The sequence below is a fragment of the Mesorhizobium marinum genome, from assembly GCF_040813675.1.
Lineage (GTDB): Bacteria > Pseudomonadota > Alphaproteobacteria > Rhizobiales > Rhizobiaceae > Mesorhizobium_K > Mesorhizobium_K marinum.
On sequence record NZ_JBFOCI010000001.1, the window covers coordinates 97696 to 122708 of the forward strand.

A 25013-nucleotide genomic window follows, 5' to 3' on the forward strand; every position below is an offset into this window, starting at 1 on the left:
CAAGCTTGTGCGAGGGTTGGGCAAACCCTGAATACGGTTGGAGACCCCGCGGCTGGAGACTGGATACGGCCCTGGCGAGGAAAAGCCGGGAGCGGGCGCTGTCTCGCTGGGGGCACAAGCCTGGACTTGTGCCCCCAGCGGCGGTCAGAAGACCTTGTCGACCGGCAGTCCAAGCGCCATCGAGCCGGCATACGCGGCCTGCGGGCCCTGCTGCAGCGGATGGAAGCGGGCACCCTGGACATCGCGGAAGCGGCGCTCCAGGCCGGCGGCCCGGTAGAAGCCGGCTCCGCCGGCAAGCTCCAGGGCCAGTTCCACGGCCTTGATGGCATGCTCGGCGACGAGCGCGCGGCCGATCATCGTCTCGTTGACCGTCTCGGCCGACGGCGCGTTCTCCTCGACCGTCGCGATCATGTGGCGGTGCGCGAGCTGGGCGGCGCGCAGGCTGGTGTCCATCCGGCCCGCAAGGCTGATCGCGTGGGGGTTGGCCGGCTTCCTGCCGGCCATCTCGACGGCGATGTCGCGGGCGCTTTCTGCAACGCCGAGATAGGCGGCGTAGATCAGCGGGAACGCGATTGTCGCGATTATCTGGAAGAGCGGATGCCATTCGCCCGCGTTGCGCGCCAGGGCGACGCCGGCGTCGGGGATGAAGAGGCCATCGACGACGACGTCGTTGGAGCCAGTGCCGCGCATGCCGAGCGTCCGCCACGTGTCGGCGACCGACACTTCGGGAGCCTTCATGGGCACGCCGAAATGCAGCACCTTCGGAGGCGTTTCGCCTTCGAGAACGGCGCCTGTCATCAGGATGTCGCCGGCCGCGGCTCCCGACGTGAAGACCTTGCGGGCGGTGATGCGGTAGCCGCCCTCGACCTTCTCGGCCTTGCCCGATCCGCCGATCCAGTCGGAACCGCCGCTCGAAAGCAGCACGATCCTCTCGGTGGCCACCCGCCTCAACAGGGGTTCGACCACGGCCAGCTTCTGGTGCCGCCAACGCCACGCAGGAATCGCCACCTGATGCGTGTGCATCGAGAAGGCGAGCGCGGTCGAACTGCAGCCATGCGCGATCAGCCGTATCATGTCGCAGAGTTCGCCGATCTCGGCGCCGCGTCCGCCGAGTTCGGCGGGGACGGCTGCTTCGACGAGGCCGGCGTCCTTGAGCGCTGCGTAGTTGGCGGCAACGAAGCTGTCGGTCTCGTCCGCCTGTTGCGCGCCGGCGGCGAATTCCCGGCCAAGCCGGGCGGCAAGCTGAGCGATCGTCTCGCTACCGGTTTCCATCGTCCGTACTCCCTGGGTCATCGTCATTTCGCGTACCCTCGTTTGAGTTGGAGGGCGAAAATCCTCCCGGAAGCAACCGGGGTCCAGTTCAGGAACTGAACTGGTCCCCGAAGGCCTCGGGCGCGAGACCGGTCCCTGTAACCGTCCGGGCCGGAGCGCGGCAAAGTCCGGAAACCCCGCACTGTCAGGATTGTCGGGACAAAAGGAGGTGGTGATCCATGCCTGAACGCAGTGGCTACGGGCAGTTCTGTCCGGTTTCCATGGCGGCGGAGGTGTTCTGCTCCCGCTGGACTCCGTTGATTATGCGTGAGCTTCTCGCGGGAACCTCGCGCTTCAACGACCTGCGCAGGGGTGTGCCACGCATGTCCCCGGCATTGCTGTCCAAGCGGCTGAAAGAGCTGGAGAAATCGGGCATCGTATCGGTCTCGCGCGGCAGCGGCGGAGCGGTCGAGTACGCCCTGACGCCCGCCGGCGAGGACCTGAGGGAGGTGGTGCTGGCCCTGGGCGTCTGGGGCGCGCGCTGGGTGGAATCGCAGCTTTCGCTGCGCAATCTTGATCCGACTTTGCTGATGTGGGACATGCGCCGCCGCCTCGTGCCCGATCCGCTGCCCGACGGCCGCTGCACGATACAGTTTCGATACCCCGAACTGTCGCCGACGAAGCAGAATTACTGGCTGGTGGTGGAGGAAGGCGAGGTCGATCTCTGTTACTACGATCCCGGCTTCGAGGTCGATCTGCTGGTCCGGTCGCCGCTGCGCACCATGACGGCGGTCTGGATGGGCGTGGCCAAGCTCAGAAGCGAGATCGATTCAGGCGCGATCGAGTTCGACGGCGATCCGGCGATCGCGCGCGCGATGCAGCAGTGGCTGGGATTCAGCCCCTTTGCCGAGGTGCCGGCAAGGGCGGCCTGAGGTGCGCTCCGCCCTTGTCCGTCGAGAACAGTGGGCCGGGTCAGAACCCGGTCTCGATCCGCTCGAAGATGACGTTCGTGAAGGCGGAGATCTGCGCGCCCATGAACGGGCCGGTGAAGGCGACCACCAGCATGATGGCCACGATCTTCGGCACGAAGGTCAGCGTGATTTCCTGGATTTGCGTCAGCGCCTGAACCAGCGCGATGCCGACGCCCACGAGCATGGCCGCGGCGACCGCCGGTCCTGACGCCGTGAGCACGGTCCAGATGGCGTACTGGACGATGTCGAGAGCGTCGGCTTCATTCATCGGGATGCGCCTTCAGCATCGTCAAGACTTCAGGAAATCCTGACGCCCGGTTCCATCACGACTTCCTTGCCACCCTCGAGCACGGCGACGATGCCGTTGGCGAAGAGGCGAACCTCGGTTACCTCGCCCGTCGTCTTGCCGTCGGCCGAGGTAATCGTCCGGCCTATGATCGCATCGGCCTGCGCCAGCGTCGAGGACTGGAGCATCTGGTCGAGCTTCTGGTTCATCTGGACAGACTGTTCGACCTGGCTGAAGGAGGCGAGCTGGGCCATGTACTGCGTGGAGTCCATGGGGTTGGTCGGATCCTGGTTCTTCATCTGCGCGACGAGAAGCTTCAGGAAGGACTGGTAGTCCACCTGCGTCTTCGACGCTGCTTCCGTCGGCTTCGCGTAGCTGGACGCGCTCGTGGCCGCAACCGTCATGCTCATCGGGCTGCTCCTGCCTGGGCTGCCTGCCGCTTTTCGAGTTCGGGGCGAATTGCCTGCACCTCTGCGGGCTGATCGTCGTTGCCACCGATCACCTTCAGTTCGCGCGGATAGAGGCCGCGGATTGCCTTCAGCGCCTCGTAGATGTGGCCTTCGCCGACCATGCGGTCGACGTGCTTCAGCGTACCGGTGATCTCCGGGTCGCTGAAGCTCGCGAGCATCAGCGGCAGCGAGCGGCGGAACAGCGCGTAAGCGTCGTCTGCGCCGTCGGGGTTCATCAGCATGACCTGCAGGATGAAGTAGAGCTGGCGCAGCGGGGTCGACGCCTGGTCGATCTGCAGCACGTGGCTCTCGAGCAGGAACTGCACGTCGTTGAGCAGTTCCAGCGTCACCTTGCGATCGACCTTGATGACCGCGCCGTTCAGATAGATCTTTTCGTTGGGCTTCAGCGATATCTTCAACGTGTTCTTCATTGGATGCCATCCCGGATGATCTGGGAAACCTCGATTATTCCATCGAAATTGTCGGCGCGCCCCTGGCGGAGATCCTCGGCCTCGCGCATCAGCCAGAGGCCGATGGAGATCAGGTTGGCGCGCAATTCCTTGGGGAGTGCGTTCTCGGGGCTGCCGAGATCCTCGATGAGCGAACTCCAGACGCGATTCAGGAAATGTATCGCCTCGATGGCCTCCATCGAGTCGCGGCCGACCGCACGCGCCGCCACGAGCAGGTCTATCGAGCGGGTCAGGAGCTGGCGTTCGCGGTCCTTCGCGTCGGCGACCGAGTCGGTCTGAATGTCGGCGTAGGAAAATTGGTACATGAAACGATCCCGTCCCCTGGCGTCGTTACCCTAAGAAGCGAAGCAGGCTCAGCTGCTGTATGCGCGCGGTCAGCGCGTAGGAAGTCTCGATCTGCGACAGCAGGTTCTGCACGCGGCTGGCCGCCTCGTAGGGGTCCACGCCCTCGGTGTCGGCGATCATCCGTTCGAAGAGATCGGCCTGCATGGTCATGCGCTCGCTCGCCGCCTCGACGCGCTGCTCGACCACGCCAACCTCGGACTGCAGCGCGGCGAGCGAACTGATCGCCTCGCCGACGACCCCGACCATCTTGTCGACGAGCGCCTTGCGCCCGGCCGCCCCGAGATTGCTGTCGAACAGGTCGCCGATCGCGGCGGCTGCCATCGCCAGCTTGCGGATCGCGTCGTGGTTGCCGCTGACGGATGTCTCGGCGGTCTCGTTGAGCGCGATGCGGCTGACGATCGGCTGGTCGGTGGCGCCCGACCAGTTCGCCTGCCAGCCGGCGCCGAGGAACTGCGGTTCGAGCTCGGCGGTCATGAAGGCGTCCATCTGCGCCGTCGTGATGTTGGCGGCGGCGGGATCGTTCTGCGAGAAGCCGAAATGCGCCAGGAAGGCGGCGTCGAAGGCGACCTTCGAGGAAGAACCGTCTGCAAAACTGTCGAGCGGCTTCACGTCGGTGTTGATACCGGCGAACATGTATTCGCCGTTGATCGGCGTGTTGAGGATGGATGTCAGAGCCGCAAGCGCGGCGCGGCCGCTGTTGCGCGTCACCGACGCTGCGGCGTCGCCCGATGAACTTGCGGTCAGTACGCCGAGAAGCTCCTGGGCGGCGCCCGTCAGGTTGGACAGCGCGTCCTGGGTTGCGGTCAGCCGTGCCGCCACGATGCCGTTGGAATCGACGATGCCGTTCAGGCGGTCGAAGTCGCGCGCGAAGGTAACGGTATGCGCGGTTCGCGCGCCGAGCGCCAGGCCGCTGTCGAAGACCTTTCCGGTGTCGAGTTCCTTCTGTGCCTTCACCAGGTCGCCCTGGGTCCGCATTGCCGAATAGCGCAGCGCCTGGGATATCGACAGGGAGGAGACCGGTGACGCCTTCATGGCTATCTCACTGCGTTGAGAAGCGCGGCGAGCATCTCGTCCACCGCACGGATCAGACGGGAAGAGGCCTCGTATGAGTGTTCAAGGTCGAGCAACAGCGACATTTCCATGTCGATGTTGACGCCGGTCTCGTTCGACAGCGCTTCGGCGGTGCGTACCGCGAGCGCTTCCTTGGCGTTGGCACCGTCGGCGGCGTCCTTGCGAAGCGCATCGAACCAACCGATGGAGGCCGTCGAATAGTCGGCGAGGCTGCTCGAGTTGTCGATGCCAGCGGCCGGGTCGAAGGTCATCGGCGCGGCGATGCGGTCGCCGTAGGAAAGCAGCAGCGCGGAATAGGATGCGTTGCCGCCAGCGTTGTGGACGTATCCGGCGCCGTTCGCGCCGCCGTCGCGCAGCAGTTCGGGGTTGCCGCCCTGAGCTGAGTCGATCGCGGGGTTGAGGCGTATCTGGCCCGCAAGTCCGGTGACCAGCGTGCCGGTCGCCGGCATGGCCGGGGCGCCGAGCCAGGTGAACAGGCCCGGCGCGTCCGGAAGGACGCCCCCGGGCGATGTCTCGGCGAAGGCCGAGATCAGCCCTCGCGCGATCTCGTCGAACTGGGCCTGCATGGTGACGGTCACGCCGTCTCGGAGCTGGATCATGCCGGCGATGCGCCCCGAGGCATCGGTGTTGCCGCCGGTGCCGAGCGAAACCGGAACGCCGTCGATGTAGACCTGGTTGCCCGTGGTGCCCGGCGCGTATGCGCCGTTCGGCGTGAAGCTGACGCTGCGCGGCACGGTCTCGAACAGCATCGAGCCGTCCCTCGTGCTCACCACCATGTCGTTGTCGCCGCGCGTGTAGGTGGAGATCGGCACGTATTCGGCGATCTTCTTCAGCGTCGCATCGCGTTGGTCCAGCGCATCGGAAATGTCGCGACCCGAGCGCGTGCCCGACACGACCGCGTTGTTGGCGGCTTCGAGGTCGGCGAGCAGCCTGTTCAACTCGCCGGTGGCGATCGCGATTTCCTGGTCGGCGACCGTGCGGAAGGACTGCAGGGCGCTGGTGCCATCGTTCAGCGTGCGCACGACCTGGCGCGCGGCGTCCAGCGTGTTCTCCGCGAGATTGCGGTTGGACGGGGACGTGGAATAGAGCTGTAGCGCCTCCTGCAGCCGGCCGAGCGCAGTCGCCGGCGAGGTCGCGTTGTCGACGCCGTTGATCGACAGGTTGAGGCGCTCCATGCCGCTCGAGAGGGCGCCCTGGCCGTTGTAGGCCGACACCGCCTGCAGGTTCTGCCGGAACAGCTGCTCGTTTGCGGCGCGCTGGATCTCGACCGCGCGTGCGCCGGGCGATGTGGTGGTGACGGCCGCGCGCCGGTTGTAGTCCGGATTGTTCGCCTCCAGCACATTGCGGGAAACGATGCTGGTCTGCCGCGCAGTGTTCCTGATCGACGATTGGGCGATGTTGAGGGCAGAGGACAGCGACATGCTTGCTTTCAGAAGCCTTCAGGTTCCGAGACCGGGCTACCTCTTGAGGTTGACGAGGATGTCCATCAGGTCGGCGCCGGTCTGGAACACCTTAGATTTCGCGGTGTAGCTGCGCTGCGACTCGATCATGGCGGTGAGTTCCTCGGCGATGTCCACGTTGGAGTTCTCGAGCGCGCCGGAGACCATCGAGCCGAGGCCGCCGGAACCGGGGAAGCCCATCTGCAGGTCGCCGGAGTCGGCGCTCGGCGTGTAGACGTTGCCGGGCAGCGCCCTCAGCATGTCGGGGCTCTGAACATTTGCCAGCGGAATGCGATAGAGCTCGCGGAAGGAACCGTTCTTGTACTGCGCGTACATGGTGCCGTCCGACCCGATTTCGATGCTCTCGATGCCGGAAGGCGCGTTGCCATTCGCCTCGACCTTCAACTGGGTGTAGTCCGTGCCGAGTTGCGTCATCTTCGAGATGTCGAGATTGAAGGTGCCGCCATTGGGCACCGGGATGTCGACGCCGGCGAGCGGGGCGGTGAGCGCGCCCGTGGTGCCGTCGAAGGTGAGGGTCGATGTCGCCAGCAGTGAACCGGGCGCATAGGGGAACGGCGCGCCGGGCGCCGCACCCGCCTGGTCGAAGACGGCGATCTCCCAGGTGTTGGGCCCGGTCTTGGCGTAGTGGATGTCGAGCATCACTTCGGAGCCGAGATTGTCGTAGACGACGAGCGACGTCTTCTGGGTCGAGGTGGCGGTGGCGGCGTTGGCCGACGGCAAGTTGCCCGGCACCACGACATCGGCGCCGACCGGCAGGTTGGCCGTGAAGACGCCCTGGGTCGATGGCACCGCGATCAGTTCTTCCTGTGCGATCGAGACCATCTCCAGGCCGCCGAAGCCGTTGGCGGTCGCCGAGGGCGGGCCGGCTGCGAAGCTGTAGCCCATCAGGTAGAAGCCGGCCGCGTTGACAAGGCGACCCTCGCCGTCGGGCACGAATGAACCGGCGCGCGTCAGATAGGGCGTGCCGCTGGAATTCTGCACGACGAAGAACCCGTCGCCGTTGATGGCGAGGTCGCTGCCAGATGAGGTGTATTTCAGGTCGCCTTGCTGCGAGATCGAGGTGCGGATCGTCGTGGTGACGCCGCCGGACGTGTAGTTCCCCGTCGTCGAAGGGATGATCAGGGACGAGAACTCGGTCGAGGACCGCTTGTAGCCCGTCGTGCCGGAATTGGCGATGTTGTCGGCGACGGTCGACAGGCGGTTGGCCTGCGCGTTCATGCCGGACACGCCCGTCCGCATCATTCCGTAGAGACTCATCGTGGCTTCTCCCGACCTCGAACCGTACCGGCAAGCAGCATAGGGCAGTGGACTTGCGCGAAACTGGCGCAGAGGCGCGGCGACGGTCGCGTCGCCGCTGCCGCGGGCATCAGCCGACCAGCCGGTAGCCGAGGAAGCGCTTGGAATCGATCGGATCGAAGCCGAGCTTTTCGCGCAGCTTCTTGCGCAACTTAGAGATGTGGCTCTCGACCACGTTCTCCTCGACCTCGTCGTCGAAGATGCCGTAGATGGCGTTGAAGACCTGGGTTTTTGTGACGCGACGACCGCGGTTCGCCGCAAGATATTCGAGAATGCGACGTTCGCGGCGCGGCAGCGGCAGCGGTTCGCCGTCGATCTCCGGCTCGCGGCCATCCATGAAGATGCGCATCGCACCGATCTCGGTGAACTGCTGCTCTTCCTGGACGCGCCGGCGGATCGCCGTGATGCGCGCCAGGATCTCGCGGATGTGGACCGGCTTGCGGATGACGTCGTCGACGCCCGACTCGAAGAGCATCAGCGTGTTCTCGAGCGAGTGGTGATCGCTGAGCGCGATGACCGGCGCGCCGGTGCGGTCGCGGATCTGCCGGGGCGACACGGCCGCCTTGTCGCAGTCGCCGATCAGGAAGGCGCGAACCGACTTGAGGTCTTCCTCGGCCGCGCTTGTGACCCACTCGCCGAACGCATCCGATCCGAAGGAGGCGGTAGCCACCCCCTCGCGGTCAAAAAGCGAATTATATCCTTCTTGTACGAGCTCTCGCTCGTCTACGATCACTATCATCGGCCCGCCCTCCGAATCAGAATTTTCTCTGATGCGAAATTCGTATCGCGGGTCGCGAATCCTGCCTAACCGTCATATTTTGCCCCCCTTTTCTCGGGAGGCGGATTCGATGCTCCGGACCCTGCCGGGCGACGGATCCGTCCGGCGCGGGAAGGGTGGGGCTGGACGTACGCCGGATTGGCAGACTGCCGGGAAATCACGCCTGGATTGCAAGGCTGGCGTGTGGTGCGCGGGCGCCGGATCGGCCGGCTAGATGTAGAGCTCTCCGCCGGACGGGTCTGCTGCCTGCGGAGTGTTGCGCTGCCCGCCCTGGCCATGGCTTGCGCCTTGTTCGGACGAACGGCCGCCGGATCCGCCGCTCCCGCCGTTTGCCATGCCGGAACCGAACTGCTCGGCCGACCGGCCTTGTCCGGATGCAGCCGGGGCGGGAGCGTCGGCGCGGGCGGCCGAAGCGGATACATGCCCAGGTTGCAGGACCGTCACCTTGTCGACGTCGTAGCCGAGACTGCGCAGCGAACCGACAATGCTCTCGCTGTCGGTCGAAAGCCGGCGGTAGGCTTCCTGGTTCTCGACCTGAAGCTCGATCGAAAGCTGTTCGCCGGTGAAGCGCAGCGTCGCGGTGACCATTCCGAGTTCGGCTGGTCGCAACTGGATCTTCAGCGACTGCGCCGAAGCATGCGTGGCGGAAGCGTGGACGGCTTCGGGTGCGTGGCGCGGCGAAGCGTTTTCGAGCAGCTTGCCCCCGACAATGCTGTCGACGAGCGACAGCGCGGTTGACGACGCCGGCGCTGGAATATTGTGTTGCGCGAGCACGGTCACGCGGGGCGCGTTCGTCGCGTTTTCGGCGGTGGGCGGCGGCGACATGTCCTTCGCCTGCGCGCGATCCGCCGGGGTGCGGTCCGTGATCGGCGACGGCCGAACGGCAGGTTCGAAGCGAATGGGCTCTGCCTGTTCGCTCCGCCCGAACGGCGTGAACGAGGCGCCTTTCGGCCTTTCCGCCTTGGCCTGGTCATCGGGCGGCGAAGAAATGTCCTGGCCGAACGCGGATTCGGCGTCGATGCCAGTCGTTCCCTTTGCCGGGATCGTCGCAGGCGTTTCTGCTGGCCGAGCCTCGGCCCGCATCGAAACCTGAGCCGCCGCAATGGGCGGGACTGCCACGCCTTGTGTCGGGTCAGGGACCGCTACCCGCGATAGGGCCTCCTCGTTGCCGCGTGCAGGCGGCTCTTGGCGATGCTCGTCAGGCAAGACGTCGCCCGAAACGTCGGGGGCCGCTTCACCGGTTGCCTCGCCCGTCGCCTGCGGCGTTTCCTGGTCCGGCAACCGGCCCGCGCCGGCGTTGGTCGCGCCGTTGAACTTCGGCGTCACGCGTGGCCACGAGGACGGGCGCGTTTCGGAATCCGGTTCTGCTGCGTGCCTGCCGACGCCGGCAGGTTTGTCCAGTGCCAGCGCGCTCGCGAAATCGCCATGCGGGGCTCCCTTGCGGGCGGCCTTGTCCTCGATTCCCGCCTTCGGCGCAGGCATCTGGGGCAGCGCCTGCGTCACTCCACTCGTCATTCCGGCATGTCTCCGATCAGCTTGTCTATGTCGGCCAGCTTGGCGCGCGTTGCGGCGACCATCGCCTCGGCCTTCTCGACCGACGCATCGACTCCGCGGCCGGGGCCAGGACTGCGCGAGCGTGAAGGAACCGGTGTCGTTTTCGCCGTTTCGTCGCCCGCGGCAGTGATTACCGGCTCCGGGCCGACGCTGCGGATCGGACGGGCCTGCGACTGCGCGCCGGCCGGCTTCGTTCCAGCGGTCAGTTCCGCAGCGATCGCGCTCGCCGCGTCCAGCAGCCGGCGGTCATTTTCGGAAAGGCGCTCCCGGTCGATCCTGGACAGCCTTTCCAGCACATTGTCGATCTCACCCGACGTGACCAGAGAAAGGCTTGCGTAGAGTTCGGCGCGGGGATCGTCGGCCATCTCCTCCGCCTGGGTGGCCGCGAAGGCTGCCAGGTCGATCAAGCCGTCGATGGCCGCACGTCGAGCGATGCGCAGGTAGATCACCTTTTCCTGCTCCGGTTCCATCATGGCGGCAAGGTCGACCACGGCGCGACGATCCACCTTGTCCTGGAGAGCGACGACCCCCGCGACGAAGGTATCGGCGAATTGACTTGCGTAGGGCGAGTGCAGGTAGGAGCGCACATACTGTTCGGCATATCGAAGGAATCGCTTGGTATCGCCAAGCGTCACGGCGACGGAAATCGAGCGCCGCAGCGCCGCTTCCTCCACCAGTGTTCCCGGGCCGAGAAGCCGCGCCCGGTCGAGCATCGGCAGCGCCTTGCCGGGTTCGGCCTCTGCCATCATGGAGCCCTTGACGAGCGCCACATACATGCCGACGTCCGGCGAATAGGTCATCGGATCGACCGAGGCGAAGGCTTCCAGAGCTTCGTTTGGCTTGCCATTGACGTAGAGCAGGATCTTTTCGCCGAGAAGCCGGTTGGGATCGTCCTTGCCGAGATGCGCAAGCCCGGCTTCGAGTGTCGCGGGGTTGCCGCCGGACATGGCGTAGATCAGCAGCGCGCGGCGGTTGAGCTCGTTCTCGAAGCGCGCCGATTCACGCGTCGCGAAACGCGCATCGATCATCTCCAGCAGCTTGCGCTGCATCGGCTGGGAAGCGTGATCGCCGCCGGCAAGGCGGTCCTGCACGAGTTCGAGCGAACGCACGATCTGGTATGGCTCGAGTTGCTGCGGTTCCAGAGCCGCGGCCGCGTCCGTTTCGGCGGACGCCGGAAGCGCCGTGCCCAGAACCAGCAGGCCGGCCAGGCTCCAGCGCGTCATGGTCATCCGCCGACGTCCAGCAGGATCTCGATGCGGCGGTTCGAAGCGGCGAGCGGATCGGCCTTGTCCTTTGGTCGCCTGGCGGCATGGCCGGCGACGGTGGTGATGCGGTTTTCGTCGAGCCCGCCGCGCACCAGCATGTAGTAGGCAGAATGTGCGCGGGCTGTCGAAAGCCGCCAGTTGTCGTAGTTCTCGTTGCGGAACGGCCTGGCGTCGGTATGGCCGTCGATGGTGATCGTACCCTTCTGCGCGGCCAGGATTTTCCCGATCTTTTCCATCGCTAGGACCATGTCGCGCAGGGGCACGGCGGAGCCGACCTCGAACATGCCGAAGTCGAACTGGTCGGTGACGGAGATGGTGACGCCGCCCTTGCCGGCGACGACGGTCAATCCTTCCGCCAGCTTGCTGTCGGGCCCGAGCGCTTCGGCGAGTTCCCGCCGGATCGCATCCGCCGCCTTCTCGACCTCCGAACTGGCTTCGGCTTGCGCCGGTTGCACTGCCGTTGCGGGCTTCTCCGGGGGCGGGGCCTCGCTGGCCAGCGGTTCAAGCGGCGCGACGTCGGAACGGGCGGCTGTGCTCTCCGGCGTTTCCGGAAGCCCGGTCCCTGATGCCTTCGTGCCTTCGGCGGTATCCCCGCGCTTCGCCATCTGCTCGGTCCAGAAGTCGGGTGCGAAGGGATCGCGATACGCGACGCCACCGGACGCCCCGGTCGACGGACCGGCGTCCGCGGCGCCGCCGTCGCCCTTCAGGCTGACGTTCTGAAGCAGGCCGGTCTCCTCGGCAATCTCCGCCAGCACGGCGTAGGGATTGGCGAAGAGATGCTCGTCCGAATGTGTCTCGGCGCCGTCCTTGTCGGCCACGTCGCTGCTCGAGGTGTCCTTGGCTTCGCCCTTGGCGTCCTCGCCGGAGCTGCCGCTGGACGCGATCTCGTCCTCGGGCGCCGCGCCCGCCGCGTTGGGGCCTTCGCCGAGGTCCTGGAGCCCCTTCTTCGAGGAGTTGCGGTCGATCAGCTTGACCGGGTTGAAGTAGCTGGCCACCGCCGCCTTGGTCTGTTCGTTGGCGGCATTGATCAGCCACATCACCAGGAAGAAGCACATCATGGCCGTCATGAAGTCGGCGAATGCGATCTTCCAGACGCCGCCGTGGTGGCCCTCGTCATGGTCGTGGTTGCGCCGGACGATGATGATTTCCTGGCGGGGTTCCTCGCCGGGGGCCGCCATGCTCATTCGACGATCTCCGACAGGATCGCCGACCATTCGGACAGGCGCGTTTCAAGGAGATGGCCGTCTATGGTGACGGAAAGATCGAAGCCCGGCGCCTCGGCGAAACCGAAACCGGCGGCGCGTTCGCCCAGCGCCGCCTGCAGCGCCTCCAGAAGCGAACTTGGCCCGCGAACGTCGACCCTGGCGGCCTCGTTGCCCGCAACGGCCTTGCGGATGGATTGCGCAAGGCTTTCCAGCGACCGCTTCTGCAGTTCGTCGCTTAGGAAGGTGCCGAGGACGCGGGCGGCCGACATGGCTGCCTGGTGCCCGATGCGTTCCTCCATCTCGCCAAGCCGCAACGCGATGGTCTCGCCGGCCGTCTCGCCGATCTGGCGAAAGACGGCGTCCATCTCGGCGGCGTGCTGCTGCCGCTGCGCCTCGAGTTCGGCCGCGTGCGCGAGCGAAAGGCGCTCCTCGAGCGCCGCCTCCGCCCTGGCGACCTCGCTTGCCACGGTCGCGCCGATATCGGGTTGAGGCGAGACCGTCTCCGGATGGCGCGGCGGCACAGCAGCCGGCTGCGGCCGGGAGCCGAAATCGGTGAGGACGTCGAAGAGCGCCAGTGCCGTCACGCCGCCGCCTCCTGGTGCGCCCACTTGCGCAGGATCGATGCCGTGCGCTCCTCATTGAGATCCACCATGCGGGCGAGCCTGTCCTGCGGGGCGGGGCGGATCTTCTGGCGCAGTTCGTCGAGCGGCGTCGGCGCTGGTCGCGCGGCGGAGGTTGCGGCTGCCTTGGCCTCGGCATCGGCCTCGGGGCCAGGCAGGGAGCGCTGCACCTCCTCGAAGCTCGGGCCGGCGATGGCCGGTGCAGCCGGCTTGCCGATCGCCGCGACCATCGGCTTCAGCCCGAAGAAGGCGATCAGGAAGACGACGACGATGAACGCCGCGGCGTTGATCATTGTGCCGGCATGGCTGCCGAGCGCCGCCATGATGCCGGGTTCCTCGATTTCCACGCCGTCGAGGCCGTCGATGAACTCGACCGCGGATACGTTGACGACGTCGCCGCGCGCTTCGCTGTAGCCGGTCGCCGAGGAGACGAGCGCCTGGATCTCGGCGACGCGCTCGGCGATCTTCTCGGGCGTGGCGTCGGCGCCGAGGATTGCCGCGAGGCGTTCGCGATTGACCACCACCGCGATCGACATCTTGGTCACGGTGTAGCCGTTGCTGACGGTCGCCACGCGCTTCGAATTCATCTCGTAGTTGGTGGTCTCCTCCTTGCGCTCGCTCTGCGCGGAGGATTGCGGGCCCTCGGTCGTGGTGGGATCGGCTTCGGGCAGGTTCTGCTCGACGCTTGTCGTCGATCCTGCCGATTTCTGGCTGTTGTTCTCGTTGGCGCGCACGATCTGCACGGAGCGCTCCACGCGCGATTCCGGATCGAAGGTGGTCTCCTCGGTCTGGCGCGTGTCGGTGTTGACCTCGGCCTTCACGCTGGCGCGGAAGTTGTCGGGCCCGAGATAGGGGGCGAGCGCCCGGCGGATGTTGTCCTCGATCTGCGTTTCGACCGTCCGCTCGACGCCGAACGAGCGGCTGACGCTGGTGTTGTTGGGATCGTCGCCGGCGGCGAGCAACGTGCCCGAGGAGTCGAGTACGGTGACGTCGGCGGCGTTGAGGCCCGGCACGGCCGCGGCTACGAGGTAGCGGATCGACGAGGCGGCGCGGCCGGCGTCCATCTCCGATGCGCGGATGACCACCGAAGCCGACGGTTTCTGGCCGTCGCGGCGGAAGTTGGCGCGCTCGGACATGACGATGTGCACGCGTGCGGCGCGAATGCCGGCGATCGACTGGATGGTGCGCGAAATCTCCCCTTCGAGCGCGCGCACCCGGGTGATCTGCTGCATGAACGAGGTGAGGCCGAGCGAGCCGACATTGTCGAAGAGTTCGTAGCCGGCGTTGGCGCTGGTCGGCAGCCCCTTCTCGGCGAGTAGCATGCGCGCCTGCGCGGTCGTGCCGGCGGGCACCAGGACAGTCGTGCCGTCGGCGGCGACATCGAAACCGATGCCGGCCTCGCCCAGAACCAGGCCGATCTGGTTCACGTCGGAACGCTCGAGGCCGACATAGAGCGTGTCATAAGCCGGCCGGTTGAGGTAGATCGAGGCGACCAGGATGACGGTGAGCACGAGGGCAAGGACGCCGCCCATCAGGGCGATCCGGCGCGGACCGAAATCCTTGAGGTTCTGAACGACGGCGTTCAATTGCTCGGGCACTGATCTTTGCTCCCGCCTTCTCCAGGACACCTGCCGGCGGCGAACCGCTCGGCATGGACGATCCGCTGCTTCGACCACGGGAGCCTAGGCTGCGAAGCTTGTGCGAGGATGAAATGGGCTGGATGCTGCAGGAAGAAAATGTTGCCGAAAAAGCTTTCGGAACAAATAGCTAGGGCCTGAAGCGATCCCTTTTCGGGAACGATTCAGGCCCTTTTCAAGCGATCCGGTGTGACGAATGCCGGAAGCTTAGAGACCGGATCAGTTCTGGAAGAGCGACAGCACCCGCTGGGCGTTGCTGTTGGCGATCTGCAGCGACTGGATGCCCAGCTGCTGCTGGACCTGCAGGGCCTGGAGCCTGGTCGATTCCTTGTTCATGTCGGCATCAACGAGCTGACCGACGCCGCGTTCGATGGAATCCATCAGGCTGGTGGTGAATTCCTTCTGCAGATCGATCTGCTTCTTGGCCGCGCCGAGCAGCGTTGCCGCGTCGGCGATTTCCGAGAGCGTCTGGTCGGCGACCGTGATCATCTGGGTGATCTGCGCGTCGGTGAAGCCGACCACCGTCAACGTTGAGACCGAGTAGCCATCGGTCGCGGCGATCGTGTTGGCGACGCCGGCGGTCGCGGTGTCGTCGCGCACGCCGGTGGTGGCGAGACGCAGGCCTTCAACGATGCCGCGCGTCTCGGCGGTGGTGGCGGCGGAATCGTAGAGCTTGATCGACTGGACGTCGATCTTGATCTTGGCGAGCACCACGTTGCCGGCCGCATCGCGCGTGAAGGACGAGACGATCTCCGCATCGGCGTGCACGCCGGCGGCCGGATTGCCGGCCGCGACGGTCGCATTGACCGAGAGCCAGTTGGTGCCGGAGAAGCTCGCGGAGTCCGCGAAGCTCTTGAGCTGCGTCTGGAGCGCCTCGATCTCGGACTGGATCTTGTCCTTGTTCTCGGCGCTGGCGCCAACCGCCGCGACGAGCTTGACCTTGATCTCGTCGACCCGCTCCATGATCTTGTTCATCGCCGTGTAGGCGGTGTCGACCTTGGAAGCGCCGAGGCCCAGTGCGTCCTGGACGACCGAGAGGGCCTTGTTGTCGGAACGCATGGTGGTCGCGATCGACCAGTATGCGGCGTTGTCCTTGGCCTCGGACACGCGATAGCCGGTGGAGATGCGGTTCTGCGTAGTCTCGAGCGACTTGTTTGTCGCGCTGAGAGTCTGAAGCGCCGTCATCGCCGAAGCGTTCGTCATGATGCTTGACACGATACTCACCCCTTCTTCGATCAGCCTGCCGGCCCCCAAAGACCGGATCAAATCGCCTGAAGGAAGCGTCATGCCAGGGGCGGCCTCATGCCGCCTTTGCCGTCATGGTCCGCCCGCCATAGCGATTGGTTAACCATGACTACAGGCATATGGTTAACAGCCGATTAAGCGCATATTCCCTTCGGTAACCTTTTGCCACCCGTTTCGGAACGTCAATGTCAGGAAAACGCATCGGAGCGCCGGCGGCCTGCATCCTGGCGCGCGCGGTCGCTTGAACGCAAAACGGGCCGCGCTGGCGCGGCCCGTTCCGGTGCGAACGTTTCCGTTCGCGGTTTGCTTGCGGCGGGTAGGCCCGCCCGCGCTTCCGCCTAGCGGAAGAGCGAGAGGATCGACTGCGAGTTGCCGTTGGCGATCGACAGCGCCTGGATGCCGAGCTGCTGCTGCACCTGCAGGGCCTGGAGGCGGGTCGATTCCTTGTTCATGTCGGCGTCGACGAGCTGTCCGATACCGCGCTCGATGGAGTCCATCAGGCTGTTGGTGAAGGTCTTCTGCAGGTCGATGCGGCTCTTGGCGGCGCCGAGGTTGGTGGCGGCGGTCGTCATTTCCTTGAGCGCGCCTTCGACGACGGCGAGCTGCTTGGTGATCTGCGCGTCGGAGAAGCCCTTAACAGTCAGCGTCGACACGGTGTAGGTGTCGCCCGCGGCGTCGGTGCCGGCGACCGGCGCCGAAGCGGCGGCGATGCGGGCGCCGGTGGTGCCGAGGCGGTGCGCGTCGAGGATACCGTCCGTGAGGCCGGTCGCCGCGGCGGCGTTGTCATAGAGCTTGATGTCCTGGACCTTGATGTCGATCGTGCCGAGCGACACGGAGCCGGCCGCCGAGCGATTGAAGGCGGAAACGATCTTGACGTCGTCGAACGTGCCGGCAGCCGTGTGGCCGGACGTCGTGTCGACCGACAGCCAGTTGGCGCCGGAGAAGGTGGCCGCGTCGGCGTAGCTCTTCAGCTGGCCCTGCAGGGCCTTGATCTCGACGTCGATCTTTTCCTTGTCGGCCGCGCTGGCGCCGTTGGCGGCGACGAGCTTGACCTTGATCTCGTTGACCGTGTCGATGGCCTTCTGCATGCCGGTGTAGGCCGTGTCGACCTTCGAAGCGCCGAGGCCGAGCGAGTCCTGCACGGTCGACAGCGCCTTGTGGTCGGAGCGCATGGTGGTGGCGATCGACCAGTAGGCGGCATTGTCGCTTGCTTCCGCGACGCGGTAGCCGGTCGAGATGCGGCCCTGCGTGGCAGCGAGCGACTTGTTGGTGGCGTTGAGGGTCTGCAGGGCGGTCATCGCCGATGCATTGGTCATGATACTGGACATGATACGCGTACCTTTACTTGAATTCGTTGCATACCGGCCCGACCGGTATGACGGTGCGGCATCATGCCAATGACCAATGAGATCAACCCGCCATCTGGGGCCACTATCGCGGCCAGTTGCTGAGATTTGGATAACCGGCTTGGTTAACGTTCTCTTTTTGCTGCTTTTTTCATCAGGTTGAGGGTGTCGCAACCGGCAGTTCCTAACGCAGGAAGGCCGCGCTGGGGGCGCGGCCTTCCTGTCGAGAAGAAGTCTGCTTCGCGGGCGATCAGCCGCGGAAGAGCGAGAGGATCGACTGCGAGTTGCCGTTGGCGATCGAGAGCGCCTGGATGCCGAGTTGCTGCTGCACCTGCAGGGCCTGGAGGCGGGTCGATTCCTTGTTCATGTCGGCATCGACGAGTTGGCCGATGCCGCGCTCGATGGAATCCATCAGGCTGGTGGTGAACGTCTTCTGCAGGTCGATGCGGTTCTTTGCGGCGCCGAGGTTGGTGGCGGCGTCGGTCATCGACTTCAGTGCGCCCTCGACCTTGGTGATCATGCTGGTGATGAAGCCGTCGGTCACGCCGCTCGCCGTGATGTCGAGGTTGTGGACGGAAATGCTGGCGATGGAGGTCGCCGTGGCGTCGGCGGCCGCTGCCGCGGTCGCGCCATCGGAAGCCGCGTCGACGTCGCTGTCGCCGGCTGCGAGCGCGGCGTTGTAGGCCGTGTCGTAGGCAGCCTGCGCCGCCGATGAACTCCAGATGGAGGTCTGGCGATCGAGGATGCCGTCGTTCTTGACCGCCGCGCCGGCGCCGCCGTCGAAGAGCTTCACGGTCTCGATCTTGACGTCGATGGTGGCCAGCGAGACGGCGCCGGCCGAGGAGCGGTTGAACGCCGAGACGATCTTCACGTCCTGCTGGACGGCGTCGGCGGTGCCGGCTGCCGCTCCGGCCGCCGTCTTGTCGGAGATGACCGAGAGGAAGTTGGTGCCGGAGAAGGTTGCGGAATCGGCGTAGCTCTTCAGCTGGCCCTGCAGCGCCTCGATCTCGACCTGGATCTTTTCCTTGTCGGCCGTGCTGGCGCCGTTGGCGGCGACGAGCTTGACCTTGATGTCGTTGACGATCTCGATCGCCTTGTTCATGCCGGTATAGGCCGTGTCGACCTTCGAGGCACCGAGGCCGAGCGAGTCCTGCACGGTCGACAGCGCCTTATGGTCCGAACGCATGGTCGTGGCGATCGACCAGTATGCCGCGTTGTCGGCGGCCTCGGCGACGCGATAGCCGGTCGAGATGCGGCCCTGGGTGGTGGCGAGCGACTTGTTGGTGGCATTGAGGGTCTGCAGGGCGGTCATCGCCGATGCATTGGTCATGATACTGGACATGATACGCGTACCTTTTGCGGAAGTCTTTTTGCATACCGGCTCGACCGGTATGACGGTACGGCATCATGCCAATGACCGCGTCCCTGCGATCACCCGCCATCATGGGGCGACCATGCGGGCGTCATGCCTTCCATTTGGCTAACGAACGTGGTTAACCAAAAGTTATTGTTAGGAAAATGGGTGCGCGTTCAGTTGAAGGAGCGCACCAGGCTGCCGACGAGCAGGTTCCATCCGTCGATCAGGACGAAGAACAGGATCTTGAACGGCAGCGACACCACGGTCGGCGGCAGCATCATCATGCCCATCGCCATGGTGATGGTGGCGACGATCAGGTCGATCACCAGGAACGGCAGCACGATCAGGAAGCCGATCTCGAAGCCACGCCTTATCTCGGAGATCATGAAGGCGGGCACGAGCACGCGCAGATCGACCGTATCCGGCTCGACGGTGTCGCCGCGTTCGCGGGCGAGGTCGGCGAACAGGTTGAAGTCCTCCTCGCGCACGTTGCGGATCATGAACCCGCGGAACGGGTCGGAAATCTGCTTGAAGGCTTCGGCCTCGTCGATCTGGTTGTCCATCAGCGGCCGGACGCCGTTGTTCCAGGCCTGATCGAACGTCGGCCCCATGACATAGAAGGTCATGAACAGCGAGAGGCTGATGATGATCAGGTTGGCGGGCGTGGTCTGCAGGCCGATGCCGGCGCGCAGAATCGAAAACGCGATCACGAAGCGGGTGAAGCTGGTCACCATGATCAGCAACCCGGGGGCCACCGAAAGGACGGTGAGCAGCCCGAACATCTGGATGATGCGGCCGATCGTCGTGCCGTCGGCCTGGCCGATGGCGCCGAGGTCGAGTTGCTGTGCCGCGGCGGCCGAAGCGCCGGCGAGAAGCAGGAGAACTGTTAGGCCGCAGCGTTTCATTCGAACAGCAGCGTCCTGATCAAGACCTGGCGCACATGGCCGTCGCTGCGGATGGCCGCCCGCTCCTCGATGCTGTCCCTGAGATGCCGGAAGCCGCTCGGCCCCTCGATCTCGTGCAGCTTCACCGTGCGCATGTAGGCGAGGAGGTCCTGGAGGACGGCGTTGGAGAGTTCCGGCGGCTGCGGCTCGTCGAGGACCAGCGAAACCTCCATGCGAACCCAGACGTCTCGGGGAGATCCGATGTTGGCAGTGATGGCGGGCAGCGGAACGATGGTTGCGGCATCCGGCGCGGCTGCGCCATGGCCGTCTGAGGCGTCGGCCTTCTTCGCGCCATGCGTGTCGGCCGCGGGCGCGTGCGCCTCCTTGGCGCCCGACCCGCCTCCCTGGAGAAAGCCGCCGGAAACCCAGCCCATGCCGGCCGCCGCGCCGGTCAGCGCGACGAGCAGGCCGACCTGGATCACCAGGGACGGCCCGCCTCGACCGGGCTTCGCGTCGGCGGCTGCGGGAGCGGCGGCCATCAGAAGGGCAGCACGCGGTCGAGGATCTGCTGACCGTAGGGCGGCTGCTGAACCTCGGTAAGCCTGCCGCGTCCGCCGTAGGAGATGCGGGCTTCGGCGATTCGCTCGTAGGCGATGGTGTTCTGCGGTCCGATGTCGATCGGCCGGACAATGCCGCCGATGGTCAGGATGCGCAGCTCCGCGTTGACGCGAACCTCCTGCGAGCCCTGGATGACGAGATTGCCGTTGCCGAGAACCTCCACAACCACAGCTGCGATCGACAGCTCGAGATCTTCCGAGCGCTTGGTCTCGCCGTCGCCGGCCGCGGCGGTCGAGGAGTTGACGCTGGCGTCCGCGCTGCCGCTCGATCCGAGGCCGTCCCACTCGTAGTCGATGGCGCCGCCGAGCGATCGGCTGGCAGTGCGCTTGCGGTCGGATTCGTTCTTGAAGCGGGCGCGGTCGTTGATGCTGATCCTGACCGTCAGGATGTCGCCGGGCGAGAGTGCGCGGGGATCGGTGAACAGCCTGCTCTGGCGGTCGTTCCAGAGCGAAAAGCGCTTCTGCGGCGGCGGCGGGTAGCCGGCATATTCGACGGGCGGCGCCGGCGCGCCGACGAGGCCCGCGCCAACAGGCGATAGCTCCGGCTCGACGCCGATCTCGCGCATGCCGCCGCAGCCGGCAAGCAGCGAGGTGGCAAGAAGGAGGATGCCGGCGCGGATCATGTCGGATCGGTTCTCCGCGCGGTCGCGGCCATGATGCCCGTCAGCATCGCCGCGGCCTTCTTTTCCATCTCGTTCAGGATGACGCCGGCCTTGCGCGTGTCGATCTTCATCAGGATGCTGGCCGCCAGCACGGTGTCCATGGCGGCGAGGCGTTCGGCGGCGGCGTCGGGCCGCATGCCAGAATAGATCTTGACCACGCCGTCCTCGGCCCTGGCGAGGAATTCCTCGCGCCGCTTCAGCCATTTCTCGTATTCGGCGCGCTTCTCCTCCAGCAACAGGATGCGCTTGTCGACTTCCTGCTGAAGGGCCTGCAACTCTTCCGTCTGCAGCGCATAGCGGCGGTCGCGCGCTGCGTCGGCGATGTTGGAGCAGAATCGCTCGATCTCCGAGCCTGTCTCCAGCGGCCCCGACTTGACGGTCCCAGTCGTTCCGGAATCGGTTTCCGGCGCGAGCAGGCCGGGCTCGTCGAGGTGCTCGACGACCATCTCCGTCGCACTGAGGCTGCCACCGGCGAGCAGCAGCGTGGCGACCGCGATCAGCAATGCGCCTGGCGTCCGTCTCGTTTGGGTGGCGCGAGGAGGGGTCATGGGTCAGCTCACTGGAGGACGAGATCGGCCTGCATCGCGCCGGCGGACTTGATGCCCTGCAGGATCGCGATGATGCCGTCCGGCTTGACGCCGAGGCTGTTGAGCCCGGACACCAGCGTCTGCAGGTCAGGGCCGTCGAGAACCGCGACATTCGCGTCCGGCTGCATGGCGTCGATCTCGGTATAGGGCTCCACCGCCGTCTCGCCGTCGGAGAATGGCTCGGGCTGGACGACCATCGGCGCTTCCGTGATGCGCACGGTCAGCGTCCCGTGGCTGATGGCGACGCGGGAGATGCGAACGTCGTTGCCGATCACGATGGTGCCGGTACGCTCGTCGACGACCACGCGCGCCGGCGCGTCGGCGGCGACGACCAGGTTTTCCAGTTCGGCGAAGAAGCGCGCCGGCGAGATGTTGTCGGGCTTCTTGATGACGATCGTGCGCGAGTCCTGCTCGAAGGCCACGCGCTTGCCATAGCGTTCGCCTGCATAGGCGTTGACGGCGTCCGTAACCCGGACGGCGGTCGAGAAGTCGGCGTTGCGGAGTTGGAGCACGAGGTTCGACTGTGCGGCGAAGCTCGCTTCGACCTCGCGCTCGATGATCGCGCCGTTGGGAACGCGGCCGGCCGTCGGGACGCCCTGTGTCAGCGATTCCGCCTGTCCTTCGGCAGTGAAGCCCGAGACAGAAACCGGACCCTGGGCGACGGCGTAGATCTCGCCGTCGGCGGCCTTCAGCGGCGTCATGACCAGCGTGCCGCCGGCAAGCGAGGTGGCGTCGCCCATCGACGCCACGCTGACGTCGATGCGCGATCCCGACTTGACGAAGGCCGGCAGGTTGGCGGTGACGATCACCGCGGCGACGTTGCGTGCCCTGGCGCGGCCGCCTTCGCCGGCAATGCCCAGATTTTCCAGCATGGCGCGGATGGACTGCTCGGTGAAGGGCGCGTTCCGCAGGCTGTCGCCCGACCCCTGCAGGCCGATGACCAGGCCGTAGCCGACAAGCTGGTTGTCGCGGGCGCTCTGCAACTGGGCGATGTCCTTGATGCGCGCGGCCGATCCGTGCTTCGGAAGCGTGCTCTTGGCTTCCGGGAACTTGGCGTAGGCGCCCGCGCCCTCCTGGCCGATTGGCACGCCGCCGACGGGCGGAGGGAAGCGGTCGATGTAGGCGCCCTCCGCGGACACCGGCGGAGGGGGCGTACCCTCGAAATAGTCAGCGCCGGCCGCCGGCGAGGCAGCCAGCGTCAGCGCCAACAGGAACGCGGTGGGGCGCAGCCTGTTCATGACGCCCCGACCCTGACGGTGCCGTCGCCCATGACGATGCCGGAAAATGTCTTGCCGCTGTCCAGGTTGCGCACCCTCACGATATCCCCCGCGGCACCGGACTGCAGCGTTACCGCGGTTGCCGAGATGACGAGGGAGCCGGAGACGAACATGACCTGTACCGGCGTGCCCTGTTCGACGACCCACGCCTCGCGAAGGGCAGCTTCGGGAATGTAACGGCCGGGAAGCAGGGTGCGCTTGGCAACCTTGCCTTCGAGTTGCGCGGCGGCGACGGCGACCGCCGGCGGGATCACCTTGCCGGGCTTCAGCGTCACTTCCCGGAGGATGGCGAGTTCGAGCGTCTCGCCGGGATAGATGACGCGGTTGGGGATGAGGACGACGTCCTGCGCGAGAGCCGGCGATGCCCCGGCAAGCAGCGCCAGTGCGAGGGGTGCGAGCAGTCGGGCCAGGATTCGCCTCGTCATTCCTGTCACCGGATGTTCTTGGAGACGACGGCCGCCATCTCGTCGGCCGCCTGGATGACCTTGGAGTTCATCTCGTAGGCGCGCTGCGCGGAGATCAGCTCGGTGATCTCCTTGACGGGATCGACGTTGGAGTTTTCCAGGTAGCCCTGCTCGATCGTCGCGAAGCCCAGATCGCCGGGCGCGCCGATGGTGGCCGGGCCGGACGCCGCCGTCTCCTGGAACAGGTTGTCGCCGAGCGGGGCGAGGCCGGCCTCATTGGCGAAGGCGGCGAGCGTCAGCTGCCCGAGTTCCTGCAGGTCGGTCTGGCCCTCGATGCGGGCATAGACCTGACCGGTCTTGTTGACCACGATGTCCACCGCGTCCGTCGGAACCGTGATCGCCGGGATGACGTTGTAGCCATCGACGGTGACGAGCTGGCCGGTCGCATTGGTGTTGAAGGCGCCGGCGCGCGAATAGAGCGTCTGACCCTCGGCGCCCTCGATCTGGAACCAGCCGTTGCCGGTCAGGGCAAGGTCGAGATTGTTGCCGGTGCTGGTCAATCCGCCCTGGACGTGCACGTTGCGGACGGCCGCGGTCTTGACGCCGAGGCCGATCGAGACGCCCTCGGGAATGACGCTGGCATCGGCGCGCGACGGCACGCCCTGCATGCGGTCGACCTGGTAGAGGAGGTCCGAGAACTCCGCCCGCGCCCGCTTGAAGCCGGTGGTGTTGATGTTGGCGATGTTGTTGGCGATGACCTCGAGATTGGTCTGTTGCGCGTTCATGCCCGTGGCGGCGATGGCGAGTGCTTTCATGACGGATTACCCTCCTGCGCCGGCGATCAGATCGCCATGCGGCTGACTTCCATGTAGGCGCTGACGATCTTGTCGCGGATGGCGACGGCGGCGGTCAGCGCCTGCTCGGCGCTCATCACCGCATCGACCACCTCTCGGGTGTCGGCCTGGCCCTGGATGCCCTGGACGGACAGTTGCTCGGCGTTTTCGAGCGTGCCGACGGTGCGCGTGGCCAGATCGGAAAGAACAGATGCAAAGGAACCGGTCGCGCCGGTGGCGTCTGTCGCAGTCGCCGGCCCTGCAGGGGACGTCGCTGAAACGCCGCCGATCCTGCTGAAGTCGAGTGCGCCCAATCCCGAGATCATGACTGGCTCCGCATCAGGTCGATGGTCATCGATATGAGTTCGCGGGCCTGCTTGATGACCTGCAGGTTGGCCTCGTAGGAGCGGTTCGCTTCCCGCATGTCGGCCATTTCGATCAGCATGTTGACGTTCGGCATCTTGACGTAGCCCTTTTCGTCAGCGGCCTCGTGACCCGGGATGAACTGGATCGGAAAGTCCGAGGCGTCGCGACCGATGTCATTGACCTCGACCAGCGAAGCGCCGGTCGCGCGGTCGAGTTCGGCCGCGAAGCTGATCGTCTTGCGCTGATAGGGATCGGCGCCGGGAGCGTCGCCGGTCGACTGTGCGTTGGCGAGGTTTTCCGAGACGACGCGCAACCGCTCGGACTGCACGCCGAGGCCGGATGCGGCGACTTTGAGGGCAGCGGCCAGCGGATCCATCGTCAGCCTCTCGACGTCGTCATGAGCATGCGGTGGAAGGCCTTGACGATCGCGGTATTGAGCTCGAACTGGCGGCGGATCTCGCCGGCCTTCAGGAGTTCGTTCTCCAGCACGACCGAGTTCTCGGACGGCAGAATCGACGGGTCGTCGCGCTGCTCGCTGACCGCGAAGCCGGCCGCGCCCGCGCGCCCGGAGACGTGGCCGGCCTGCGTCGCCGCCATCGTCACGCCGGTGTTGTCCAGAACCTTTTCGAAAGGCTCGACGTCCACCGCCAGGTAGCCCGGCGTATTGACGTTCGCGATGTTGCCGGCAACCGCCGTCTGTCGCACGGCCAGCCATCGGGACTGCTGCGTGGCAAGGGCGAAAAGGTTGACGGACTCCATGCAAATCTCCGGCCAGGT

28 protein-coding genes are annotated in these 25013 nt (G+C 65.9%); 1 reads left to right on the top strand and 27 read right to left on the bottom strand.

The annotated features are described in order from the left end of the window. Positions 1-144: 144 nt before the first annotated feature. A complete protein-coding gene (locus ABUE31_RS00460; protein WP_367721507.1) occupies positions 145-1272 on the bottom strand; it encodes an acyl-CoA dehydrogenase family protein in 1128 nt (375 codons plus the stop codon). A gap of 218 nt (positions 1273-1490) precedes the next feature. On the opposite strand from ABUE31_RS00460, the gene ABUE31_RS00465 reads away from it, so the two are divergent. Continuing rightward, on the top strand, positions 1491-2183 hold the full coding sequence (locus ABUE31_RS00465) for a winged helix-turn-helix transcriptional regulator (protein WP_367721508.1): 693 nt from the start codon (positions 1491-1493) through the stop codon (positions 2181-2183). A gap of 40 nt (positions 2184-2223) precedes the next feature. Here ABUE31_RS00465 and fliQ read toward each other — a convergent pair whose 3' ends face one another. The 26 genes from fliQ to flgB form a co-directional block, all read right to left on the bottom strand. Then, positions 2224-2490, bottom strand: a complete 267-nt coding sequence (fliQ, locus tag ABUE31_RS00470; RefSeq protein ID WP_367721509.1) for a flagellar biosynthesis protein FliQ — start codon at positions 2488-2490, stop codon at positions 2224-2226. A gap of 29 nt (positions 2491-2519) precedes the next feature. Beyond that, positions 2520-2918: a flagellar hook assembly protein FlgD gene (gene flgD / locus ABUE31_RS00475; RefSeq protein ID WP_367721510.1), complete on the bottom strand. Its 399-nt coding sequence runs from the start codon at positions 2916-2918 to the stop codon at positions 2520-2522. Then, on the bottom strand, positions 2915-3388 hold the full coding sequence (flbT, locus tag ABUE31_RS00480) for a flagellar biosynthesis repressor FlbT (RefSeq protein WP_367721511.1): 474 nt from the start codon (positions 3386-3388) through the stop codon (positions 2915-2917). The genes flgD and flbT overlap by 4 nt, the downstream gene beginning before the upstream one ends. Beyond that, the gene (gene flaF / locus ABUE31_RS00485; RefSeq protein WP_367721512.1) at positions 3385-3732 is read right to left on the bottom strand and encodes a flagellar biosynthesis regulator FlaF; all 348 of its coding nucleotides are present in this window, start codon (positions 3730-3732) and stop codon (positions 3385-3387) included. The genes flbT and flaF overlap by 4 nt, the downstream gene beginning before the upstream one ends. A gap of 25 nt (positions 3733-3757) precedes the next feature. Continuing rightward, positions 3758-4804, bottom strand: coding sequence for a flagellar hook-associated family protein (locus ABUE31_RS00490; RefSeq protein ID WP_367721513.1), 1047 nt, complete (start codon positions 4802-4804; stop codon positions 3758-3760). Positions 4805-4806: 2 nt separating this feature from the next. Further along, positions 4807-6264, bottom strand: coding sequence for a flagellar hook-associated protein FlgK (gene flgK, locus ABUE31_RS00495; RefSeq protein WP_367721514.1), 1458 nt, complete (start codon positions 6262-6264; stop codon positions 4807-4809). Between the two features lie 36 nt (positions 6265-6300). Then, the gene (locus ABUE31_RS00500; RefSeq protein ID WP_367721515.1) at positions 6301-7560 is read right to left on the bottom strand and encodes a flagellar hook protein FlgE; all 1260 of its coding nucleotides are present in this window, start codon (positions 7558-7560) and stop codon (positions 6301-6303) included. 109 nt (positions 7561-7669) lie between these two features. Next, the gene (locus ABUE31_RS00505) at positions 7670-8338 is read right to left on the bottom strand and encodes a response regulator transcription factor (RefSeq protein WP_367721516.1); all 669 of its coding nucleotides are present in this window, start codon (positions 8336-8338) and stop codon (positions 7670-7672) included. 249 nt (positions 8339-8587) lie between these two features. After that, positions 8588-9892 (bottom strand): flagellar hook-length control protein FliK, encoded by a 1305-nt coding sequence (gene fliK, locus ABUE31_RS00510; RefSeq protein WP_367721517.1) that lies wholly within the window; start codon positions 9890-9892, stop codon positions 8588-8590. Continuing rightward, positions 9889-11154 carry a MotC family chemotaxis protein gene (locus tag ABUE31_RS00515; protein ID WP_367721518.1) on the bottom strand — a complete coding sequence of 422 codons (1266 nt, stop codon included), beginning with the start codon at positions 11152-11154 and terminating at the stop codon, positions 9889-9891. The genes fliK and ABUE31_RS00515 overlap by 4 nt, the downstream gene beginning before the upstream one ends. 2 nt (positions 11155-11156) lie before the next feature. Further along, positions 11157-12374, bottom strand: a complete 1218-nt coding sequence (locus ABUE31_RS00520) for a MotB family protein (protein ID WP_437344071.1) — start codon at positions 12372-12374, stop codon at positions 11157-11159. A gap of 2 nt (positions 12375-12376) precedes the next feature. After that, positions 12377-12985, bottom strand: coding sequence for a hypothetical protein (locus ABUE31_RS00525; protein ID WP_367721520.1), 609 nt, complete (start codon positions 12983-12985; stop codon positions 12377-12379). Next, positions 12982-14619, bottom strand: coding sequence for a flagellar basal-body MS-ring/collar protein FliF (gene fliF, locus ABUE31_RS00530; RefSeq protein WP_367721521.1), 1638 nt, complete (start codon positions 14617-14619; stop codon positions 12982-12984). The genes ABUE31_RS00525 and fliF overlap by 4 nt, the downstream gene beginning before the upstream one ends. 258 nt (positions 14620-14877) lie before the next feature. Further along, the gene (locus ABUE31_RS00535) at positions 14878-15873 is read right to left on the bottom strand and encodes a flagellin N-terminal helical domain-containing protein (RefSeq protein ID WP_367721522.1); all 996 of its coding nucleotides are present in this window, start codon (positions 15871-15873) and stop codon (positions 14878-14880) included. 368 nt (positions 15874-16241) lie between these two features. Beyond that, the gene (locus tag ABUE31_RS00540) at positions 16242-17231 is read right to left on the bottom strand and encodes a flagellin N-terminal helical domain-containing protein (protein ID WP_367721523.1); all 990 of its coding nucleotides are present in this window, start codon (positions 17229-17231) and stop codon (positions 16242-16244) included. A 268-nt stretch (positions 17232-17499) separates the two neighbouring features. Beyond that, a complete protein-coding gene (locus ABUE31_RS00545) occupies positions 17500-18591 on the bottom strand; it encodes a flagellin N-terminal helical domain-containing protein (protein ID WP_367721524.1) in 1092 nt (363 codons plus the stop codon). A 188-nt stretch (positions 18592-18779) separates the two neighbouring features. Further along, positions 18780-19511, bottom strand: a complete 732-nt coding sequence (gene fliP, locus ABUE31_RS00550; RefSeq protein WP_367721525.1) for a flagellar type III secretion system pore protein FliP — start codon at positions 19509-19511, stop codon at positions 18780-18782. After that, on the bottom strand, positions 19508-20029 hold the full coding sequence (locus ABUE31_RS00555) for a flagellar basal body-associated FliL family protein (RefSeq protein ID WP_367721526.1): 522 nt from the start codon (positions 20027-20029) through the stop codon (positions 19508-19510). Before ABUE31_RS00555 ends, fliP begins: the two co-directional genes overlap by 4 nt. After that, positions 20029-20730, bottom strand: a complete 702-nt coding sequence (flgH, locus tag ABUE31_RS00560) for a flagellar basal body L-ring protein FlgH (RefSeq protein ID WP_367721527.1) — start codon at positions 20728-20730, stop codon at positions 20029-20031. The genes ABUE31_RS00555 and flgH overlap by 1 nt, the downstream gene beginning before the upstream one ends. After that, the gene (locus ABUE31_RS00565) at positions 20727-21317 is read right to left on the bottom strand and encodes a MotE family protein (RefSeq protein ID WP_437344052.1); all 591 of its coding nucleotides are present in this window, start codon (positions 21315-21317) and stop codon (positions 20727-20729) included. Before ABUE31_RS00565 ends, flgH begins: the two co-directional genes overlap by 4 nt. Before the next feature lie 8 nt (positions 21318-21325). Next, entirely contained in the window at positions 21326-22594 is a 1269-nt protein-coding gene (locus tag ABUE31_RS00570) for a flagellar basal body P-ring protein FlgI (protein ID WP_367721529.1), read from the bottom strand. After that, positions 22591-23058 carry a flagellar basal body P-ring formation chaperone FlgA gene (gene flgA, locus ABUE31_RS00575; RefSeq protein ID WP_367721530.1) on the bottom strand — a complete coding sequence of 156 codons (468 nt, stop codon included), beginning with the start codon at positions 23056-23058 and terminating at the stop codon, positions 22591-22593. Before flgA ends, ABUE31_RS00570 begins: the two co-directional genes overlap by 4 nt. Before the next feature lie 5 nt (positions 23059-23063). After that, complete coding sequence (gene flgG / locus ABUE31_RS00580; RefSeq protein WP_367721531.1) at positions 23064-23852, bottom strand: flagellar basal-body rod protein FlgG; 789 nt, start codon at positions 23850-23852, stop codon at positions 23064-23066. A gap of 26 nt (positions 23853-23878) precedes the next feature. Continuing rightward, a complete protein-coding gene (fliE, locus tag ABUE31_RS00585) occupies positions 23879-24196 on the bottom strand; it encodes a flagellar hook-basal body complex protein FliE (protein ID WP_367721532.1) in 318 nt (105 codons plus the stop codon). Beyond that, on the bottom strand, positions 24193-24612 hold the full coding sequence (flgC, locus tag ABUE31_RS00590) for a flagellar basal body rod protein FlgC (RefSeq protein ID WP_367721533.1): 420 nt from the start codon (positions 24610-24612) through the stop codon (positions 24193-24195). The genes fliE and flgC overlap by 4 nt, the downstream gene beginning before the upstream one ends. Positions 24613-24614: 2 nt before the next feature. After that, complete coding sequence (gene flgB / locus ABUE31_RS00595) at positions 24615-24995, bottom strand: flagellar basal body rod protein FlgB (RefSeq protein ID WP_367721534.1); 381 nt, start codon at positions 24993-24995, stop codon at positions 24615-24617. Positions 24996-25013 lie beyond the last annotated feature (18 nt).